This window comes from Streptomyces huiliensis (assembly GCF_020037025.1).
Lineage (GTDB): Bacteria > Actinomycetota > Actinomycetes > Streptomycetales > Streptomycetaceae > Streptomyces > Streptomyces huiliensis.
Map to the genome: position 1 here is coordinate 32230 of NZ_JAIQLH010000041.1, position 12702 is coordinate 44931.

The window sequence follows — 12702 nt, forward strand, 5'->3', positions numbered from 1 at the left end:
CCGCTGGTGGTGGGACCGTGGCTAACCCGAACAAGGCCAAGGGGACAGCGTGGGAATCGGCGGTGCGCGACTACCTAAATAGGTCGCTCGGGCTTGTCAGCGACGACGGTCGGCCGCTGGACCCTTTCGACGGAATGACGGTCCGTCGGGCGGCACAGGAAGGCGCGAGAGATATCGGGGACGTGCACGCCCCGCCGTTCGTCCTGGAGTGCAAAGACGTCAAGGCTCCGGCCGTCCCGACGTGGCTGCGGCAAGCGGAGCGCGAAGCGGCGCACGCGAACTACCCCTTCGGCGCCGTCGTCCACAAGACGCGCGGGCGCGGAGCCGCTTCCGGGCGGGTGCACGTCTCGGTGCGCACGTGGACACATGTGCGGCATGGCCTCGGGATGACGGCGGATGACGCTCTCGGGCTGTACGCGTGGGCGCCGACCGTGCGCGGTCTCGACTCGGGCCGCTGGTACTTCACGACGACGCTCGGCGCTTTCGCGGCCGTGCTTGCCGACTACCGGAGCACCACGGGCATGGGGGTGAGTCGTCATGCTGTTCGCTGATCTGCTTGCGCGCTTCGGGGACATCGAGGACCAGGCGGACGGCGGACTCATTGCCCGGTGCCCCGCGCACGACGACGGACGGCCGTCCCTCCGTATCTGGCGGGGCGACGACCACAAAGTGCGGCTCACCTGCCGCGCCGGCTGCGCCACCGAGGACGTGATCCGTGCGGCGGGGCTCCGCTGGTCTGACCTGTTCGACGTCGAGGGGCCGGGGCCGATCGTCCCCGCGGGGCGCCCCGAGCTGGTGGGTACCGGACCGGTCGCGGCGCTCGCTGCCTACATAGATAGGACGAGCCTCGCCCTCGGCGACTACGGCGACGACCAGGCGGACGCCGCGCGACGGTATCTGTCCGACCGGTTCGGGCTGGATCTCGCGACCGCCGCTGACCTCCGGGTCGGCGTGGACGACGGGCACCAGGGCGACGGCTTCCCCTACCTCTCCCGCCTGTACCGCGCGCACACGCGGCTCACCGTGCCGCTCGTCGGGTGGGACGGAGTCGCCCGAGGACTACAGGGGCGGGACCTCTCCGGGCAGTGCCCCGCGCGGTGGGTCTCCCTCGCCAACCCGGCTGGGGGGCGTTGGGCGACGTACGGGGTTCTCCGTGGGGCGGGCGGATACGGCACGGTCCTGATCACGGAGGGCCCGAGCGACGGACTGACCGGCGTGGCGTGTGGGTACGACGTCGTGTTCGTCCGAGGCGCCTCGCTCGCAGGCACACCGGGGCTCGTCGCCGAACTGGCGGAGGGTCTGCGTGGGCGGCACGTCGTGATCGTCGGCGACGCGGACCCGGCCGGCGACGGCTTCACGGCTCGTCTCGCTGCCGGTCTCGCGGAGCACGGCATCACAGCTCATCGGCTCGAACTCCCCGTGTCAACAGGTGACTTGACTGACTGGCGCGAGTCGACCCCCGCAGACTTTGCCCCCGCGCTTCACCGCGCGGTGAAAGCCGCCCGCCCGATCCAGACGGGGACGGACGGGGCCGACGCCGCACGCGACGCCGAACTCGCCGTCCGGACCGGCGCGGAGACGGTCACGCGGGACCAGGGTGCCGAAGCGGCCGACATCTTGTCCAAGCTGGTCGGACAACTTGGGGAGTCCGACGCGATGAACGCCCACGCTCTGACGGCTTGGTGCGGGGGCCGAATTCGCTACGCCACGGGTCTCGGTTTCTACACGTGGGATGGGTCGGTGTGGGTTCGGTCCGACATGCGCGTGAGGCAGGAAATTCACCGCATGGGAGCGGCGCTTGTTCTCGCCGGACAGACGCAAGCCGCGCGGGGTTTCACGATGACCAGCCGCATTGATGCTCTGATGACTGAGCTAAAGTCGGTGCCGAATGTAAGCATCCGAGCATCTGATTTTGATTCTCGCCCCGACCTGCTGAATTTTAGGAACGGCACGGTGAACCTGAGAACAGGTCACCTCCGTCCGCACGACCAGGCCGACCTACTGACCTACCGGCTCGACATCGACTATCGACCGGAAACGCAATGCCCGCGCTGGACTTCTTTTCTGGACGAGATTTTCCCGGACATGCCTGAGGTGCCCCCGTACGTGCAGCGGCTCGTCGGGTACGGAGTTACGGGGCACACCAGCGAACAGGCATTTTCAGTGCTCTGGGGGAAGGGGGCAAACGGTAAAAGCGTTTTCGTCGACACGCTAACGACGGTGTTTCGTGCCATCGCGACGATCACACCTTTCGCTACTTTCGAGGAACGTAAAAGCGGGGGCATTCCGAATGACCTCGCTTCGCTCCGCGGCGCCCGCCTGGTGATGGCATCCGAGGGTGAAGCCGGCAAGCCGATGGCGGAGTCCGTACTCAAGCAGGTGACGGGTAAGGACGTCATCACCGCAAGGTTTCTGAGGCAAGAGTTTTTCGAATTTAAGCCCAGTTTCCTCCTGCTGCTGGCGACCAACCACAGACCGAAATTCCGCTCGCAGGATGAGGGGCTTTGGCGCCGCGTCAAGCTCTTGCCCTTCACCCGCTATTTCGCCCCGCACGAGCGGGATCCCGACCTAGACCAGACGCTACGCGCTGAGGCCGAGGGAATCGCCGCGTGGGCCGTCCGCGGAGCCGTCGAGTGGCACGCCCGGGGCCTACAGGATCCGCCCCTGATCACCGGAGCAAGCCGAGAATACCGAGAGACGAGCGATCCGCTCGCCGGCTTTCTTCCGGGTGTTCTGGAGCGTGCCGACGAGACCTCAGTGATGAACGGCAACGACGCTTTTAACAGCTACCTAGAGTGGTGCGAGGCGGAAAACCTGCCCACCCGCGAGCGATGGACTCGGCGCGCTTTCTACGACGCGATGGAGGAACGCGGAGCCGTGCGGAAGACGACTCGGCGCGGGATTGCGCTCGTCGGCTTGAGGCTCGCCGAGGGTGAATCCGACTCGGCGGGGCCCGGGATATTCGGGAGCTAGAGCGAAACACCCATGCGGGTCGTCCACCACCACGGCGGACGGCCCGCCTTTTCGTTTAGGGGGAGGCATGCAGGAATTCAGACACACGATAGCCGGCGACACCATCACCGTGCACGTGCCCGAGACGGCTGACGATCTCGACGCTTTCCGCGAATGGCTGCGGCAGGCCGATGCACGCGGGCCGATTGCTGTGGACACCGAGACGACCGGGCTCGATATCTACGGGCCGGAATTCCGACTCCGCACGGTGCAATTCGGCGACGCACACGATGCGTGGGTGATCCTGTACGAGCGGGGCGGTGATTTCGCCGAGTGCGCTCGGGACGCTCTACAGCGCTGCCGGAGCGTGCTGATTCACAATGCAGCGTATGACTGGCTTGTCCTTGACCGGTGCGGAGTCGTGCCGCTCGAATCGCTCGTCCCACGCACGACGGATACCCGCATCCTCGCTGCGCTTATAGACCCGCGGCAACCCTCAGAGGGCGGGGCAGGAACGGCACTCAAGCCCCTTTCCGCACGGTGGGTCGACGCGTCCGCACCGGATACTCAGGCCGGTCTGCACACCGTTTTCCGAAGTCTCGGAGTCACGAAAGACGCCGGGTGGGCACGCATTCCAGCGACCCATCCGACCTACCTTCTCTACGCCGGTCTCGACGTCATCCTGACGGCTCGTCTCGCCCCGGTCCTCCGCGTCGAGATGCACCGTCTCGGCGTCCGTGACGCCCTGGTGCCGTACGAGCACGAGATAGCGCGCATCTGCGCCGTCATGCAGCGCACCGGACTGCTCGTCGACCAGGAGTATGCGGGGCCGCTTGCCCGCAGGCTCGCCGAGGAAGCCGAGCAGTACGGCGCCGTTGCTGCGCGGTACGGGGTGACGAAAATCGGGAGCGGCGAACAGGTCGCGGCGGCACTCGTCGGCATGGGCGAGACGCTGACAGAGCGCACCGCCGCAGGAGCGCTGAAGACCGACAAAGCGGTTTTGTTGCCGCTCGCCGACTTGGATCGAGACTGGCAGAGAATCGGAGCGAGAACGCCAAACCCTCTAGCGGACGCGGTACTTAGGGCGAAGCGCGCCGCGAAGTGGGGCACTACCTACGCCCAAGGGTTCCTGTCGAACCTCTCGCCGGCCGGGCGTATCCACCCCACGATCTCACCTCTCGCCGCACGGACAGGTCGCATGTCCGTCACAGACGGGCTTCACCAGCTCCCGTCATCAGACCACGTGATCCGGCGCGCGATCCTCGCCGAAGAGGGACACGTGATGATCTCCACGGATTTTCAGGCGATTGAAATGCGGGTGCTTGCTGCTCTTGCTGATGTGCGGAGGATGAAAGAGGGGTTCCTTAGCGGGGGCGAGAACTTCGACATTCACATGTACACCGCCCGTCTAATCAAGGGGGACCGCGCAACGAAGCGCGACCGGAAGGTGTTCAAGGGCGCCGGATTCGGGAAGGTCTACGGCGGTGGAGTGCGCACGCTCGCACGGCAGACGGGCGCGAGTGAGGCAGAAATCGCACACGCGGTTGCCGCGTACGACCGAGTTTTTCCGGAGATCAAGCGTGCGGCTGCTCGCTGGCAGCGACAGGCTTTTCAGAACGGGATGACGTTCGTTTCTGCAACGGGCCGACAGCTCCCGCTGGATCGTGACCGAACTTACGCAGTGACCAATTATGCATGCCAAAGCGTGGCTCGGGATGTCCTCGGGCAAGCGATGATTGAAATGGACTCTTCGGGGCTTCTCCCGTACATGCGCCTGCCGATCCATGACGAAATCCTGGCGTCTGCGCCGGCCCGAGAGGCGCGCGAGATTGCCCACGAATTCGAGCGGTGCATGACCTTCCCTCTCTACGGCGTCCCGATCGTCGCCGAGGCTGAGGTAGGCGGACGATCCTGGGGCAGTCTCTACGGCGCGGACTACTAGTCGCCCAGTGGTTCCCAATGCGTGATCACGAAGCGGTTGCGATCGCATCAGTTGCGCACGGACAAATACCGCATGGAAGGCAACATTCCGGGATATCGGTGGGCATCCGATCACGACCCAGCATCCTCTTTGGGGCCCACAGGATGACCTATACACCTATAGCTATGTAAACCGCACACATCACCCGGCGGTTCTAGCCCTACCGTCCTCGGCATGCAGCGAACGGGAAACACAAGGCTCCCGCTCCTGCACCCGAGGGCGGGCATTCCTACGGCGCCGCTCTCGGGAATCCAGGAATTCACTGGTCCCTGTACTGGAGTAAGAGCCCTGCCGCAAGGAGTGATGAAATGGCCCGCCTCACCCGCACACAAATTGCCGCCGCTAAAGCCAACGACTTGTCCGGCCTCACGGCAGTCATTCAAGAAACCGGCCGCTACGTCACCCGAAAAGCACACCAGTACGCCGCATGCGAAGGCGGCACCAATCGCGCTCTGGTTGACGATCTCGTCCAGACCGGCCGCGTGGTCGTATGGGAGTCGCTCAAGCGGTGCCACGACGACGCCCCCGAGGCATTTTTCTCATACATAGACACGGCGCTGCACCGAGCAATGTCCGACCTCCGGCGTGCCGAATTTCGTGCGGGGGTCTCGGAGAGAGCAGCGAAGGATTTCGAAAACGCGCTCTCCCGCGCCGGCGGAGACCCGCTGAAAGCTGAAAAGCTTGCCGCGAGCGAGGAAATGGGCGACCGGCGCATGAGCACCGAGCAGGCGTACGCGGCACGCATTTCTTGGCAGGGTCCCGCGTGGCTGGACGCTGTCATCGGGCACGACGACGAGGGGAACGCGCTCACCCTCGGAAGCGACCTGCGGAGCGCCCTCGGGTTGCCGGAGGACCTGGTAGAGCCGCGGGACGTCGAGTCGCACCGTCGGCGCGTGATCCGGGAACAGGTGCACAGCACGTTGCGGCTGCTGAGCGAGCGGCAGCGCTACGTCGTGAAGGCCAGTTTCGGTATCCCGCCGGTCCCCTGCTACCGGCCCGGGGAGGACGACGAAGCGCTTGCGGCGCACTTGGGCCTGACGGTCGTGCAGGTTCAGCAAGCACGCACGAAGGGGCTCAGCCGCTTCCGCACCCTCTACCTCGCGGGTGCACAGCAGTGGTGACCATCCCCACCCGCGACGGCGGGACGATCACGGTGACCCGACGCGGCGCCCTGGTCGACGTCCACGTCCAGGACCGCGATGGCCGGACGGTCGCCACGGTCACCCGCCCCGCCGGCTCCGTCGGCGCCCTGGTGCCCGGCGCCCGCCTCGGAGACGTCCGCGGGACGACCCGGAAGGCGGGGAGGATCAACTCCCGTCGTAATGCGTTGAGTTGACGACCGGTCGTGCTCATCACTGCGGCGCATTCGCTGGACTCGCGTCCAACTCGAATGGCTGAGGGGTGCCCTAGCAAGGGGCCGGATGTTTCTGATAGCGGCGCCCGGGGAATCACCATCGTCCCTGGTGGGCGCCCTGCCGGGCCTCATTGTCTAGACCATGACGCCCGTAGATGTACGGGCAGAATCCAGCCACAAACCTCTTTCACATTTCGAACACAAGTTCTACGCTCAGCGCATGGTCACTCACTTTGCGGAGTATCAGATACAGACGACTGTCGAAGTGCCCACGCCGACCGGACAGCGCGGACTCTGGGGGCGCTGCCCCGGCATGCCGGCCGTCCTCGGCACCCACATCGTGCGCGGCTGTGACGAGCTGCGCGTGATCCTGGAAGCCCAGAGCGCCACGATTCCGCAATTGATCAGGACGTGGACCCTGCACACCGGCTTCCGCATCCTGGCCCGCCACCAGCCCACCGGACAGCTCATGGGGTCCGCGGAGTGGATCCGGCGCCCGTGCGGCGTGTGGTACCCGTGCGACGACGAGCCGTTCACCGCGTGCGCGTGGGGGGTGCACATGCCCGCCGGAGTGACCCCTGAGGATGCTGTGCGCCTCGCTGCCTGACGGCATAGAACAGCCCCGCCTACCGTGACGAACGGTCGGGCGGGGCTTTCGTCGTCTCAGGGGGGTGACCGGTTACGGAGTAAAGCCCCCATGCTTGATGGCGGTCACTAGACCGGCGAACGCCCCGGTAGAGACGTGCAGCACGGGACCCGTGGGGCGCTTGCTGTCCCGGACCGGGATAGTGCCGGACGCTGCGAACGCAGGTGCCCATTCGACACAGTTCCCGCCGCCGTTGCTGTAGGAGGACGCGAACCAGAGCGTGTTCTCGGCGTAGGCCGACAGGTGAGTGTTAATGGTCATCGATCTCTCGTGCTAGTCGGTGTAGGAAATCTGGGGTCATGGAGGGCGCGAGGGCTCCACTGCGCAGCGCATCAAATCGGCGCGCGTACCGCCAGACCATGAGGGGCTTGTCCGTTACCGTGATCGTCTCTTGCAGATCGGTCTGCACCACGGGTTCCAACCCCTCTTCGAAGTCCATCACCACGAAGTTCAAACACGTCCGGTAGGTGGCAAGGGCCATCGGGAGAACCTGGATCGTGACGTTGTCTAGGCTGGCTAGGCGTTCGATTTCCTCGTACTGCTCCAGCATCACGTCTCTGCCGCCGATCCACTGGCGCAACGCTGCCTCGTTGACGACAACGTTCAACTCCGCCGGGCTGTCAGCACGGGTGATGATGCCCTTCCGTTCCATCCGGAGCCGCACGTTGTCCTCAACGAAGTGGGTCGTGGTCTCTTCTACCGTTTTCTCGGACAGGAACAGAGCCCGCGCGTAACTCTCGCACTGGAGCAAACCGGGAACCACGTCCGGCTGCCAGGAACGAAGCATGCGCGCGTCCCGCTCCAACCCGAGGAACGTGGCCATCCCGTTCCACATGGTGTTTCTGTAGGGCGTCCACCACTCCCGGCTAAGCGAGTCGCGGTGAAGCACGAGGAGTGCGTCGCGGCTGTCGGGGTCCTCGACGCCGTACAGATCCAAAAGCCTCTCCAAGTCCCCCACCCGGGGCAGGCTGTTGTGCGCGGTCTCCACCCGCAACAGCTTCGTTTCGGAGAAGCCGAGTGAGGCTGCGGCGTCCCCGCTGGTGATGCCGGCCTTCTCTCGCAGTGCCCGTAGTTGCTTGCCCAGCTCTCTCCGACGGAAGGTCGGTCCCCTACGTGCTGCCACCCCAACGTCTCCCTGTTGGCTCGTGGTGCGTCTCTGTGTCTGGTCAGCGCGCGCCTGTGCCTTGTGATCGCGCTCCTGCGGGGAGTGTTCCACCGCCAGTACCCCCCAGCGCAAGCCCTGTCACCTGAACTGGCATGTGCCAGTTTTTCTTCAAAGGACCCTTAGGGTGCAGATGCCTTGCACCTTAAAAAGCAGGTGCGCAAGCCTTAGGTAGCCGCACCGAGAGGGACAACGGCGGGACCCCTGGCGCTCGTTGGGTGCCGCCCTCCCCCTCCCGGCGGACAGATGCGGTGATCCGGACGTACCCCTAAGGAGTCAGCGGGCATGCCTGCGTACATGCAACAGACCTACCGTCGGGGTGCCCATGTGTGGGACACCAGCCGGCGACGGGTGGGTGAGGTGACGGGCCATGAAGGGACGGGGCTTCAACTACGGTTGGTAGGAGGCGCGTTGCAGTGGCAAGCCGACCCGGACGCGTTGCGTCTTGCCTTCCCGGACGAGGTGCACCGCGCGTTGAAGCAGCAGCGGACCGGCGCGCCGGCGGACGACCGGAGGCGCCGCGGGTGCCCGGAGTGCCGGAGGCTCCGTGACCAGTTCGCCGACGCCATCCGCTCGGGTGACCGGGCCGGAGCCGAGCGGGTCATGGCTGCCCGAGGACTGCACGACTTCGCGGCGCATTGGGGCCCCAAGTGAGCGATGAGACACGGCGGTTGAAGCCGTTCGTCCTCTTGCCGCACTCGGGCGGACCCTGGCCCGTGACCCCCGCACCCCCGCGGCCCCCCGACGAGTCCCCGGCGACGGTCGGCGGGCCCGCGCTGCACATCCCGCCCTGGACGCCGGTGGAGCCGTCCGCCCCCATGCCGGAGCCCGTTCCCGGGTGCCGGAGGTGCGCGGCGCACCGCTCCCTCGTCCGCCTCGCTGAGGTGATGGACGAGCCGGACGTGGTCGCTGGTGCTCGCTTGCTCCTGGCCCAGCACCTGAACGAGATGCACGGAGCCACCTGGGACGTGTGAGCGTCCCTCCCAGACTCCCGTCTGCCCCGCCGACGAACCGCGACCGTTCCCCACGGCGACGAAATCCGGCGAGGCAGACGGGGCACCACGCCCGTCCGGCCGACCCCATGGTGAGGACGGTCCGGCCGGACGGGTCCCCTGCACTCCGCCGATCCGAGCGGAGTGCCCCAGAGAAGAGAGAAGAGGACCGCATGCCCTCGATCGAACCCCCGGAGACCGACCCCGAGAGGGAGGAGACCGGCAGCGACACCGAGGCGCCGGAGACCGGCACGGAGACCGACACCGACCAGGCCGACGCCACCGTTGATCTGGTCGGCGCCGTCTTGCTCGTGGCCTGACGCCATAGCGCGTCGCTGTACCGGCGGGGAAGCGGCTACTTCCCCGCCGGCTCGAACACCCAAGATCCCCAGACTCAAGGGAGGATCACCATGGGCACCACCACATTACGCACGTGTACAAACCCGGGGAGCCTTCGGTTCGTGTGGCTGGAAGTCACGGGACGCTGTAACGAGACCTGTGACCACTGCTACGCCGATTCGGGCCCCACGGGGACGCACGGCACCATGACCGTGCCGGACTGGAAACGCGCCATCGACCAGTTCGCCGACATGGGTGGGCGCGACGTTCAGTTCATCGGCGGGGAGCCGACCCTGTACCCGCACCTGTCCGACCTCATCACGCACGCGTCCACCCGCCGTCTCGGCATCGAGATCTTCTCGAACATGACCGTGATCCGTGATGGCCTGTGGGAGACGTTCAAGGCGCGCGGGGTCAAACTCGCTACGTCGTACTACTCCGACAACGCGGAGGAACACGACGCGGTGACCAACCTGCGCGGGTCGCACCGAAAAACGCGAGCGAACATCGCGAAAGCCGTGGAACTCGGTATCCCGATCCGCGGGGGCGTCGTCGCGGTCCGTACGGCGCAGCGCGTCAACCAGGCGGTGACTGACCTTCAGGCCATTGGAGTCGGACAGGTCGGCGGGGACCGAACACGGGCGTTCGGAAGGGCCAGTCAGGGAGCCACGCCGACCGTCAACGACCTCTGCGGGCACTGCGCCCTCGGACAGGTGGCCATTGGTCCCGACGGTGGCGTCTGGCCGTGCGTGCTCGGCCGCTTCATCACCCTCGGCAACGTACGTGACACCCCCCTCGCCGAGGTCTGGCATAGCCGGCGCATGGTGGACGCGCGGGCGGAAATTGCCTCGGCGCACGGCTTGAAACCCGCCGAAGCCTGTTCGCCCCCGCAGTTCCTCCCGAGCTGCGGACCCTGCGGACCCTGCGTTCCCTCCGTAGGGTCATGCGACCCGAAGGAAGCGGAATCCGCACCGCCCGCCGCTACGATCGGCGCCCCCACGTAGGTCACAAGTGAGGAGAACCACCGTGGACCATGGCGACGACTTCGGGGCGTGGATCGGGAATCAGCACACGGCGCCGGCACACCGGACCGACGAAGAGTGGGCGGACGTTGCCCGCTACCTGCGGCACGCGGCAAACAAGATCGGTCCTGCGCTGCCGCTGTGCTTGCCCGGTGAACCGCAGGAATGCGGGCGCAGTGCTCACCAACACGTTCTGGCGTGGGGAGCGGCGGTCAAGGCGGCAGCACAGCATGTGATCGAGTCTGCGGCTCCGGCCCCCGCGCACGCGGCGTACGCCGGGGGTCCGCTGTATCAGCGGCGCCTTGCGGAGTTGCGCGCCACATCCGGAGACGGATGATCGTCGTCAAGGTCAACCCCGTCCGTCTCAGGGCGGGTGGGGTTCGTTCTATCGGCTCCGGCCTGTAGCCATAGGGACCGACCTGCGGAAGCCTGCTCCGCGTCGCCGGACCCACAGACCGGAGCCGACACGATCCTAACCCCGGGCGTTGCCCCCGCCGGCGGACGCGCCCCGGTCGGCGACGTAGGTACCGCGCTGAGGGACGGTAAAGACGTATCCCTCGTCGCGGAGGTACTTCACCGCGTTCCGCACGGTTTCCCTCGCCACGCCGAAGCGCTGCACCATCGACGCCTCCGACGGAATCCGCCTGTTCACGGGCAGGGCGCCACGCTGGATGTCCGCGACGATCAACGCGGCAATTTGCCGGTAGACCGGCGTCGGGGATTCGTGATCGATCTCAGGTGCAGCCATATCTCGAAGCGTAGACAACCAGCCATGTCGGCGTAACTGAGCCAACGTCTACCTACTTAGGTAGACGAGGGTAGACCAGTCTCTTACCGTCGAAACGAAAGCGCCCCGGAAGACCGCGTAGGACCGGTCCGCCGGGGCTAAGCCGAACAGCTACCTAGGGGAGCTGAACGACCTATGCGTGACCCTATCGCTCGCGCCCTCTTGTGGGTGCTCCGCCTGCTGCTGCCCGCACACGGCACGCACCGCACCACCACGACGACCAGGACGACGACCACCCCCGAGACGCCCGTCGCCGAGACGAGCGCCCCCCGCCCCCTGTCGGTCTGGCGGAAAGGGTGGAGTGGCCCGTCGAGCGCAGACGTCCGCGCCATCTTCCACGCCGAGGACGTGCAGGGACTGACCGTCGCACAGCGGGAACGCCGTTACGCGGTGGCGTTCGCGGAACTGGGCATTGACTACCCGTACGCCTATCCCGACAACCCGTTCGAGCGCGCCCGCCGCATGGGGGTGAGCGCGTGAGCGTCACCGAACCCGTGCCCTGCCACCGATGCGGCAACGAGACGACGAACCCCATGACGGTGGAGCACTGGGAAACCGCTAGCAACAGCGGCTACACGCTCTACACGTGCGCCGAGTGCGTGGCCAAGAAGGCGCCCACGCACCGCCGGTACGCCGGACGCGCCACCTGCCCGCACTGCGAGCGGCACGAGTACATCCGAAAGACCGACCGCCTCATCCGTCGGCACCGGGCCCGCCTCGCGCCGCTGGGGACAAAGTGCCTCGGCAGCAACAGCATCCCCGTGAACCCCGAGTGGTACCCCGGCATGGGGCCGGAGGTGGACGCGTGAGCCTCGCCGACCGCATCCCCGTGGACGCTCCCGCCGTCCGCCCCGCCGTCGCATGCTCCGAGTGCCGACGGTCCACCCCCGCCCCCGTCGTCAGCACGTACACGGAGGTACGACCGTCCGGCCCCGGCAACTGGCGCCACGTCTGCGCCCTCTGCGTGACCGACGCCCCCGCCCACACGTTCGCCGAGGACGACATCCCGGTGAGGCAGCACCCGGCCATGGACAACCGCCCGGAGACCAGCAGCACGGGCGTGTGCACCGTGTGCGCAGATGAGTGGGACGTCCGGCCGGACGGATCCCTTGCCGCCCACCGTCGCATCGTGTGGGTCCGCACGGGGCTGCTTCGCGTCCGCGCGCTCGAACTCTGCCCCGGAAGCGGGACGGCGCCCAAGAAGGGAAACACGCGATGACGCGCTCCGGTCCGCGCGGCCCCTACTACGCCGGACGCGACACGTGCCAGACCTGCGGGGAAGGCGTCCTGATCAGGATGTCGGACCGCCGACTCAGGAACCACAAGCGCGAAGTGTGGGCACGGAACAGCCTCACCGGATTCCGGGAGTTCACCGGCTCGTACGAGCGCTGCCCCGGCAGCAACGAGGCTCCGGAGAACCCACTGTGGTGGCCGGGGATGGCGCCCGCGCCGACGAACACTGACTAG

Annotated in this window: 18 protein-coding genes; 15 read left to right on the plus strand and 3 right to left on the minus strand. The window is 66.8% G+C overall.

Going from position 1 to position 12702, the window contains the following annotated elements; genetic code table 11:
* Positions 1–17: 17 nt before the first annotated feature.
* The 6 genes from JNW98_RS09330 to JNW98_RS09355 all read left to right on the plus strand — a co-directional run bounded on the left by JNW98_RS09330 (position 18) and on the right by JNW98_RS09355 (position 6894).
* Positions 18–551 carry a hypothetical protein gene (locus JNW98_RS09330; protein ID WP_223767649.1) on the plus strand — a complete coding sequence of 178 codons (534 nt, stop codon included), beginning with the start codon at positions 18–20 and terminating at the stop codon, positions 549–551.
* Positions 538–2973: a phage/plasmid primase, P4 family gene (locus tag JNW98_RS09335; RefSeq protein ID WP_223767650.1), complete on the plus strand. Its 2436-nt coding sequence runs from the start codon at positions 538–540 to the stop codon at positions 2971–2973. Before JNW98_RS09330 ends, JNW98_RS09335 begins: the two co-directional genes overlap by 14 nt.
* A gap of 67 nt (positions 2974–3040) precedes the next feature.
* Positions 3041–4894, plus strand: a complete 1854-nt coding sequence (locus JNW98_RS09340; RefSeq protein WP_223767651.1) for a DNA polymerase — start codon at positions 3041–3043, stop codon at positions 4892–4894.
* Positions 4895–5241: 347 nt separating this feature from the next.
* On the plus strand, positions 5242–6054 hold the full coding sequence (locus JNW98_RS09345) for a sigma-70 family RNA polymerase sigma factor (protein WP_223767652.1): 813 nt from the start codon (positions 5242–5244) through the stop codon (positions 6052–6054).
* Positions 6051–6269 (plus strand): hypothetical protein, encoded by a 219-nt coding sequence (locus tag JNW98_RS09350; protein ID WP_223767653.1) that lies wholly within the window; start codon positions 6051–6053, stop codon positions 6267–6269. The genes JNW98_RS09345 and JNW98_RS09350 overlap by 4 nt, the downstream gene beginning before the upstream one ends.
* Positions 6270–6507: 238 nt before the next feature.
* Entirely contained in the window at positions 6508–6894 is a 387-nt protein-coding gene (locus JNW98_RS09355; RefSeq protein WP_223767654.1) for a hypothetical protein, read from the plus strand.
* A gap of 72 nt (positions 6895–6966) precedes the next feature.
* On the opposite strand, the gene JNW98_RS09360 is transcribed toward JNW98_RS09355, so the two are convergent.
* The gene (locus JNW98_RS09360) at positions 6967–7194 is read right to left on the minus strand and encodes a DUF397 domain-containing protein (protein WP_223767655.1); all 228 of its coding nucleotides are present in this window, start codon (positions 7192–7194) and stop codon (positions 6967–6969) included.
* On the minus strand, positions 7184–8056 hold the full coding sequence (locus tag JNW98_RS09365; RefSeq protein ID WP_223767656.1) for a helix-turn-helix domain-containing protein: 873 nt from the start codon (positions 8054–8056) through the stop codon (positions 7184–7186). The genes JNW98_RS09360 and JNW98_RS09365 overlap by 11 nt, the downstream gene beginning before the upstream one ends.
* Before the next feature lie 450 nt (positions 8057–8506).
* Here JNW98_RS09365 and JNW98_RS09370 point away from each other — a divergent pair, with 450 nt between their 5' ends.
* The 5 genes from JNW98_RS09370 (at position 8507) to JNW98_RS09390 (ending at position 10785) form a co-directional block, all read left to right on the plus strand.
* The gene (locus tag JNW98_RS09370) at positions 8507–8749 is read left to right on the plus strand and encodes a hypothetical protein (RefSeq protein ID WP_223767657.1); all 243 of its coding nucleotides are present in this window, start codon (positions 8507–8509) and stop codon (positions 8747–8749) included.
* A gap of 62 nt (positions 8750–8811) precedes the next feature.
* Positions 8812–9069 carry a hypothetical protein gene (locus tag JNW98_RS09375; RefSeq protein WP_223767658.1) on the plus strand — a complete coding sequence of 86 codons (258 nt, stop codon included), beginning with the start codon at positions 8812–8814 and terminating at the stop codon, positions 9067–9069.
* A 191-nt stretch (positions 9070–9260) separates the two neighbouring features.
* On the plus strand, positions 9261–9407 hold the full coding sequence (locus JNW98_RS09380) for a hypothetical protein (RefSeq protein WP_223767659.1): 147 nt from the start codon (positions 9261–9263) through the stop codon (positions 9405–9407).
* 90 nt (positions 9408–9497) lie between these two features.
* Entirely contained in the window at positions 9498–10430 is a 933-nt protein-coding gene (locus tag JNW98_RS09385; RefSeq protein WP_223767660.1) for a radical SAM/SPASM domain-containing protein, read from the plus strand.
* A 22-nt stretch (positions 10431–10452) separates the two neighbouring features.
* The gene (locus tag JNW98_RS09390; RefSeq protein WP_223767661.1) at positions 10453–10785 is read left to right on the plus strand and encodes a hypothetical protein; all 333 of its coding nucleotides are present in this window, start codon (positions 10453–10455) and stop codon (positions 10783–10785) included.
* A gap of 135 nt (positions 10786–10920) precedes the next feature.
* Here the strand turns inward: JNW98_RS09390 and JNW98_RS09395 are convergent, their stop codons facing one another.
* On the minus strand, positions 10921–11196 hold the full coding sequence (locus JNW98_RS09395; RefSeq protein ID WP_223767662.1) for a GntR family transcriptional regulator: 276 nt from the start codon (positions 11194–11196) through the stop codon (positions 10921–10923).
* Between the two features lie 174 nt (positions 11197–11370).
* Here JNW98_RS09395 and JNW98_RS09400 point away from each other — a divergent pair, with 174 nt between their 5' ends.
* The 4 genes from JNW98_RS09400 to JNW98_RS09415 are packed head-to-tail and all read left to right on the plus strand — an operon-like array spanning position 11371 to position 12702.
* A complete protein-coding gene (locus JNW98_RS09400) occupies positions 11371–11715 on the plus strand; it encodes a hypothetical protein (protein WP_223767663.1) in 345 nt (114 codons plus the stop codon).
* Positions 11712–12044 carry a hypothetical protein gene (locus JNW98_RS09405; protein WP_223767664.1) on the plus strand — a complete coding sequence of 111 codons (333 nt, stop codon included), beginning with the start codon at positions 11712–11714 and terminating at the stop codon, positions 12042–12044. Before JNW98_RS09400 ends, JNW98_RS09405 begins: the two co-directional genes overlap by 4 nt.
* Complete coding sequence (locus tag JNW98_RS09410) at positions 12041–12454, plus strand: hypothetical protein (RefSeq protein ID WP_223767665.1); 414 nt, start codon at positions 12041–12043, stop codon at positions 12452–12454. Before JNW98_RS09405 ends, JNW98_RS09410 begins: the two co-directional genes overlap by 4 nt.
* Positions 12451–12702, plus strand: coding sequence for a hypothetical protein (locus JNW98_RS09415; protein WP_223767666.1), 252 nt, complete (start codon positions 12451–12453; stop codon positions 12700–12702). The genes JNW98_RS09410 and JNW98_RS09415 overlap by 4 nt, the downstream gene beginning before the upstream one ends.